Below are 6,529 nucleotides of genomic sequence, written 5' to 3'. Positions count from 1 at the left end.
GGCCGCGCCTGAGCGCTCCACCGACCGGGTCCTGGCGCGCTGAGGCAGGGCTGCCGCCGTGTCCTTCCTGGAACGTGCCGCCGCGCTCACCCCTGACCCGAAGGAACGGGCGCGGCGCGCGCTGGCGGCCGCGGACGCCCACCTTGCCGCGGGCATGCCGGCTCGGGTGCCCGACCTGCTCGCCGCCGCGGAACTGGGGCCGCTGGACCGGCTGCAGCGGGCCCATGCAGGCCGGCTTCGGGCCAAGGCGTCGTCCATGACCGACTCGGGGCCGGGCGCGGTGCAGCCGCTGCTCGACGCGGCGGGCCGGCTCAGGGACCTCGACCCGGCCGTCGCACGGAAGACCTACCTCGACGCGTTCGGCGCGGCCATTCGGGCCGGCCGGCACGACGAAGGCGGACTGCGGCGAGTCGCCGCGGCCGCTTGCGACCTGACACCCGGCGACGAGCCGGCGGGAGTCTTCCTCCGTGCCCTGGTCACGTGGACCACGGACGGGTCGGTCGCCGCCTTCCCGCTGCTGGCGCGGGCGCTGCGCTCCCTCACCGACGAGGAGGACCCGTCCGTCCTGTGGGCGGCCGCGAACGCCGCGGCGGAGCTGGGTGATCTCCAGGCCTGGCTGGACGTCACCGATCGGGCGGTCCGCTTCGCCCGGACGACGGGAACGCTGTCGATCCTCTCGATGGTGCTGCCCTACCGGGCGGCCGCGCTGGGCTATGCGGGGCGTTTCTCCGAAGCCGGGGACCTGCTGGCCGAGGCCGCGGCCGTCGAGAAGGCCACCGGCGTGGTGACGCGCATGACAGCCCTGATCGGCGCGTATCGGGGACGGGAGCGACCGGCCCTGGAACTGATCGAGGCGATGGAGCGCGACGGCCGGCAGCCCGGCCTGGGACGGCTCACCGGCATGGCGGCGTATGCGCGGGCCGTGCTCCACAACGGCCTGGGCAACTATCCGCTCGCCATGGAAGCGGCACTCCGAAGCGCGGAGCACCAGGACTTCAACGTGCACGTCTGGACGAGCAGCGAGCTGGTCGAGGCCGCGACCCGGGCCGGCGAGCCGGCCGTGGCGGCCCGAGCGCGCGAGCGGCTGGCCGACTGGGCCCGGGCCGGCACGCCGTGGGCCCTGGGCGCGCAGGCGGTCGCCGACGCCCTGACCGGAGCACCCGAGCAGGCCGAAGACCGCTACCGCGAGGCCGTCGACCACTTCGGCCGGGGCGGGCTCGGCGTGTTCGAGGTCCGGGCCCGGCTGCTGTTCGGGGAGTGGTTGCGCCGCCAGAACCGGCGCGCGCAGGCCCGTACCGAGCTGCGGGCGGCGTACGAGGCGGCTGCGGCAACGGGCATGGAGGCGTTCGCCGAGCGGGCCCGGCGAGAGCTGCTCGCCACCGGTGAGACCGTTCGCAAGCGGACCCCCGGCGCGCCGGTCCTGACTCCGCAGGAGGCGCAGATCGCCCGGCTCGCGGCCGCCGGGCACCCGAACGCGGAGATCGGCGCGCAGTTGTTCCTCAGCCCTCGTACGGTCGAGTGGCACCTGCGCAAGGTCTTCGCCAAGCTGGGGATCTCCTCCCGTCGCGAGATCGACGGCGTCTTGTCCGGGCGGTGATCGCCGTTGTCCGCGGACCCATGGGACGACTGCGGCAGCACGGCGCGCGACTCCCGTCGTGAGCTGATGCGGAGTTCGAGCGGCGCCGAGCGCGTTCTGATCGATGATCCGCTGCTCGGCGGCCCGGACGTCTCAGTGGGAGATGTCGTCGTCGCTCAGCATGTCGAACTCCTTCGCGGAGAAGCCTGCAGCACTGTCAGATCCGCAAGTGGCGGGTCATGTCTCCCACGAGATCGACGTGCACGTGCCGTTCTGTGAAGTGCCACCGCTGTCCGCGGTATTCGAACCGGTCCTGGTACCGGCCTGCGGCGATCGGTTGCAGAGGCAGGTCCGGCAGCGCCTGCAGCACGGTGAAGCACGACCGTGCGGTCGCGTGCGTGGAATCAGCCGCGATGTCGATGACGGTGCTGGTCGTGACGTGCTTGGTCCGTGGCGTTCCGTCCTCGTAGGTGATGAGTGCGTCCTGGAACATCGCCTCGACGGCCTCTCGGCCGCGGACCGGTGCCCCGCTGCCCACGAACACGGCATCTGCCAGCAGCGCGCCGACCGCGCCGAAGTCTCCGCTGTCGACGTGCACGGCGTAGGCGGCGATCAGGTTCTCGATGGCGCGGTGGCTTGACGAGATATCCATGATGGATCGGCGACCTGTCCTTTCCTGTTGTTCGAAGTCAGCTGTCAGCAGACGCAAGGGATGAGCCGGGAGGGCGGAGGGCGTGGACGGGGGACCGCCCTCCCGGCGTTCAGGGGGAGCTGTTCAGCGGCCTGATCGTGACGGCCGGTCAGCGGGGGGCGCGGGCGGCCTCCTCGATGACGCCGGCCACCAGGCCGGCGTGGGACACCGCGACGGAGTGGGACGCGGCCACCTCGGTGGTGTGGGCGTGGGCGCGCTCGGCCATGAACCGCTGCGCGGCGGCCGGGATGTTGAGGTCCTCGGTCGTGACGATGTCCCAGCTGGGGACGGTCTGCCAGGCGGCAGCGGTGGCCTTCTCCGTCAGCGCGGCCTGCGCGATCGGCCGCTGCGTCACGGCCGCCAGCGCGGCCCGGTCGGCCGGGACGTCGGCGGCGAACTGGGCCCGGAACTTGTCCTGCTGGATGTACAGGTCGGTGCCGGTGCTGCCGTCGGCGTTCGCGTACGACACCGGGTCGAGCGTGCCGGCCAGGGTGGACCCGGGGAACTGGTCGGTCAGCTGCAGCGCGGATTCGCCCGGCGCGGGCAGGAACGCGGCGACGTAGACGAGGGCCCTGACCCGCGGCTCACCGACCGCGGCCTCACTGATGACCGAGCCACCGTAGGAGTGGCCGACCAGGACGACAGGGCCCTTGATGTGGCCGACGAGGCTGCGCAGCGCGGCGGCGTCGGAGGCCGGGCCGCGCAGCGGGTTGGCGGCGGCCACCACCGGGTAGCCGTCGCGGCGCAGCTTGGCGATGACGCCGTCCCAGCTGGAGCCGTCGGCGAACGCGCCGTGCTCCAGGACGATGGTCGGCTTCGGGGCCCGGTCGGTGGCCGGCTCCTGGGTCGCGGCGTTCGCGTTGCCGGCGACGGCGAAGCCGCCGACGGTGGCGATCGCGCCGACCCCGGCGACGGCACCGGCGATGAAGCGGCGCAGGCGGCCGTTCTCAATGCTGAACACGGAAACGCTCCAAGGGATTTGAACAGTGCAGTGGATCTGGCGGTCCTCACTGTCGCCCTCGGTCGGTTCCCGACGCATCGGTCATGTGACTTCGAGCTTCCGGCTGTTCTGAGCCTCCGAGCCTCCGATCCGCTTCGCCGACTGGGCGTCAGGTGACTGATGTGCCGACACCGGCCCGGCGGCCACAGTGAGGGCGCCATCCCCGATTCCGAGGAGAGATCATGAAACGACGGGTCCTGACCATCGTCGCGGCTTGTGCCCCACTGGTCGCCGCCGCGGCCGTCTCCACACCGGTGAGCGCGTCGGCGGACCTCGCCCGTACCGCGAACGTCGCCGCCACCGGCCCGCTGTCCTTCACCTGTTCCCCGTCCGGGATTCCGGCCCCGGCGGGCACCGCGGTGGAGTCCGTCACCGCGGTCGGCGTCCCGGCCGGCACCTTCCAGGTGCCCGGGGTCCCGCCGCTCGGCGGCTTCCCGGTGCCCGACGTCCCGGCGCACTGCGAGGTGACGGTCACGCTGACCCACCCCGGCGCGAACGACCACGCCAAGGTGAACGTCTGGCTGCCGCAGACCGGCTGGAACGGCCGCTTCCAGGCGGTCGGCGGCGTCGCCTACGCCGCCGGGGACAACGGCGCCGGGCTCGCCGCGGCCGTCAAGCAGGGCTACGCCGCCGCCACGACCGACGCCGGCGTCGGCGGAGCCCTGGACACCAGCTGGGCGCTGGACGCCTCCGGACACGTCAACACCGCGCTCCTGGACGACTTCGCCTCCCGTTCCGCGCACGAGATGGCGCTGGTCGGCAAGCAGGTCGTGACCGACGTCTACGGCAAGGCGGCGTCCTACTCCTACTGGAACGGCTGCTCCACCGGCGGCCGCCAGGGCTACATGGAGGCCCAGCGGTACCCGACGGACTTCAACGGCATCAACGCCGCGGCACCGGGCATCAACTGGAACCAGTTCGAGGTAGCCACCCTGTGGCCGCAGGTCGTGATGAACGAGGCGCACACCTACCCGACCGGGTGCGAGTTCGACGCCTTCAATCAGGCCGCCCTCAAGGCCTGCGACAAGCTCGACGGCGTCGTCGACGGCCTGGTCAGCGATCCGCAGCGGTGCGACTTCGACCCGCGCCGCCTGGTCGGCACGCAGCTCGTGTGCGACGGCAAGCAGGTCACCATCACCGAGGCGGATGCCGAGGTGGTCCGCAAGATCTGGGACGGCCCGCGCGAGGTGAACGGCAAGCGGCTCTGGTACGGCCTGCCGACCGGCGCCGACTTCCGTTACCTGGCCGCCAGCAAGACCGACGCGAACGGCGTCACCACGGGCTCGCCGTTCTTCGTGCCGGCCGGGTGGGTCGCCACGTTCGTGGAGAAGCAGCCCGAGTTCAACACCGCGAACCTCACCCACGCGCAGTTCGACGAGATCTTCCGGAAGGCCCGCGCCGAGTACGACTCGGTCATCGGCACCCGCGACGCGGACCTCTCCGCGTTCCGCGACGCCGGCGGCAAGCTGATCACCTGGCACGGCGACGCCGACCAGCTGATCCCCACCGCGGGCACGGTCGACTACCGCAAGCGCGTGGACGACAAGATGGGCGGTACGAAGAAGGTCGACGACTTCTACCGACTGTTCCTGGCTCCGGGTGTCTCGCACTGCGGCCTGGACGGCGGCAAGGTCGACGACCTGGCGTCGCTGACCGCCTGGGTCGAGCAGGGCAAGGCGCCGGCGGTGCTTCAGGCCACCCTGACCACCGCCACCGGCCGGACCGTCGCCCGCGACATGTGCCGCTACCCGATGGTCTCCCGCTACACCGGCCACGGCGACCCTGGTGTCGCGAGCAGCTTCCGCTGCGTCCAGGCCTCGCGCGACTGACCCTGGTACGCAGAGGTTCGGGTCCGGCCCCCGGCGGGGGCCGGACCCGAACGCTTTGCACAGGACCAGGTCCGGGAAGCAGGACACCGGCCTCGACATCGGTCATCCGACGCCGAGGCATGCTCGACCCGCTGTGTTCAAAGACCCAGATCCGCCGCCAGGCAGGAGAACCTGACCGCCAGGGCGTCGGGGTCATAGGCGGCCACCGCCTGATTCGCCGACAGCACCGCCTTCTCCTCGACCATGTCCTCGAAGGCGACACGTTCCGGGAGCGCGCCGAATCGGGCCTTGCGGACTTCCGCCGCCTGCTCGTGGGTGTCGGGACCGGTATCACTCACGTTCGTACCTCCATGTGGTCGACACGCTTGTGGGTCACAGATGGTCGGCGTCCACCACGGCCTGGGCGAACGCCGTCGGTGCCTCCTGCGGTGCGTTGTGGCCGATGCCGGTGAGCACGCGGTGCTCGTATCGACCGGTGAAGAACCTCCGGTACCCGGCGCCGTCGGTCGTGGCCAGGAACGGGTCGAGGGCGGGGTCCAGGGCGATGGTCGGCACGGTGACGGCCGGCCGGGCCGCGAGCAGTTGCTCGTAGCGGTCATAGCGGCGCTCGCCGTCGGCCAGGCCCAGGCGCCAGCGGTAGTTGTGGATCACGATGGCGGCGTAGTCGGGGTTCTCGAACGCCGCGGCCGTGCGCTCGAAGGTGGCGTCGTCGAAGTTCCAGGTCGGGGAGACCTCGTCCCACACCAGCCGGCACAGGTCGTGGCGGTTCTGCTTGGTCTCCATGGCGACGCGGCCGCGGTCGGTGGCGAAGTAGTACTGGTACCACCAGGTGTGCTCGGCCTTCGGCGGCAGCGGGTTCTTCTGCGAAGGGATGTTGACGATGAGGTAACCGCTCACCGCCACCAGGGCTTTGACCCGTTCCGGCCACAGCGCCGCGACGGTGCCGGCGGCCCGCGAGCCCCAGTCGAAGCCGGCCAGCACCGCCTTGTGGATCTTCAGGGCGTCCATCAGGGCGATGATGTCGAGGGCGATCGCGGACTGCTGCCCGGTGCGGACGGTCGTCGGGGACAGGAAGGTGGTGGTGCCGTGGCCTCGCAGATACGGCACGATCACCCGGTAGCCGGCGTCCGCCAGCAGCGGCGCCACGTCGACATAGCTGTGGATGTCGTAGGGCCAGCCGTGCAGGCAGATGACCACGGGCCCGTGCTTCGGCCCGGCCTCGGCGTAGCCGATGTCGAGCACGCCGGCCTGGACCCGCTTCAGGTCGGTGAACGCGCTGTGCGTGCCCGGGGCGATAGCCGGGATGACCGGGGCCGGGCGGCCGGGCCGGTCGGAACCGGCCGCGAAGGCGGCAGGCGCGTTCGATGCCGCGCCGACCGACACGGCCGTGGCGCCCACGCCGAGACCGACCGCCTTGGTGAATGTACGCCCGT

6 protein-coding genes are annotated in these 6,529 nt (G+C 71.8%); 2 read left to right on the top strand and 4 right to left on the bottom strand.

The window, feature by feature from the left end; translation table 11 throughout:
- The first annotated feature begins 58 nt into the window (after positions 1 to 58).
- The gene (locus tag ACFQ87_RS33265; RefSeq protein ID WP_380614622.1) at positions 59 to 1,597 is read left to right on the top strand and encodes a LuxR C-terminal-related transcriptional regulator; all 1,539 of its coding nucleotides are present in this window, start codon (positions 59 to 61) and stop codon (positions 1,595 to 1,597) included.
- A gap of 196 nt (positions 1,598 to 1,793) precedes the next feature.
- Here the strand turns inward: ACFQ87_RS33265 and ACFQ87_RS33260 are convergent, their stop codons facing one another.
- Both ACFQ87_RS33260 and ACFQ87_RS33255 read right to left on the bottom strand, forming a co-directional pair.
- Entirely contained in the window at positions 1,794 to 2,285 is a 492-nt protein-coding gene (locus tag ACFQ87_RS33260; protein ID WP_380614621.1) for a nuclear transport factor 2 family protein, read from the bottom strand.
- A gap of 91 nt (positions 2,286 to 2,376) precedes the next feature.
- Positions 2,377 to 3,228 (bottom strand): alpha/beta fold hydrolase, encoded by an 852-nt coding sequence (locus ACFQ87_RS33255; protein ID WP_380614620.1) that lies wholly within the window; start codon positions 3,226 to 3,228, stop codon positions 2,377 to 2,379.
- A gap of 221 nt (positions 3,229 to 3,449) precedes the next feature.
- Between ACFQ87_RS33255 and ACFQ87_RS33250 the strand changes: the two genes are divergently transcribed.
- Positions 3,450 to 5,096 (top strand): tannase/feruloyl esterase family alpha/beta hydrolase, encoded by a 1,647-nt coding sequence (locus ACFQ87_RS33250; RefSeq protein ID WP_380614619.1) that lies wholly within the window; start codon positions 3,450 to 3,452, stop codon positions 5,094 to 5,096.
- 137 nt (positions 5,097 to 5,233) lie between these two features.
- Here ACFQ87_RS33250 and ACFQ87_RS33245 read toward each other — a convergent pair whose 3' ends face one another.
- Together ACFQ87_RS33245 and ACFQ87_RS33240 are read right to left on the bottom strand one after the other, a co-directional pair.
- The gene (locus tag ACFQ87_RS33245) at positions 5,234 to 5,434 is read right to left on the bottom strand and encodes a hypothetical protein (protein ID WP_380614618.1); all 201 of its coding nucleotides are present in this window, start codon (positions 5,432 to 5,434) and stop codon (positions 5,234 to 5,236) included.
- 34 nt (positions 5,435 to 5,468) lie between these two features.
- On the bottom strand, positions 5,469 to 6,529 hold a 1,061-nt coding region (locus tag ACFQ87_RS33240; RefSeq protein WP_380614617.1), incomplete at its 5' end, for an alpha/beta fold hydrolase.

The sequence above is a fragment of the Kitasatospora sp. NPDC056531 genome, from assembly GCF_042794375.1.
In the GTDB taxonomy this organism is placed as follows: domain Bacteria; phylum Actinomycetota; class Actinomycetes; order Streptomycetales; family Streptomycetaceae; genus Kitasatospora.
This window is presented reverse-complemented; position numbering and strand designations above follow the sequence as displayed.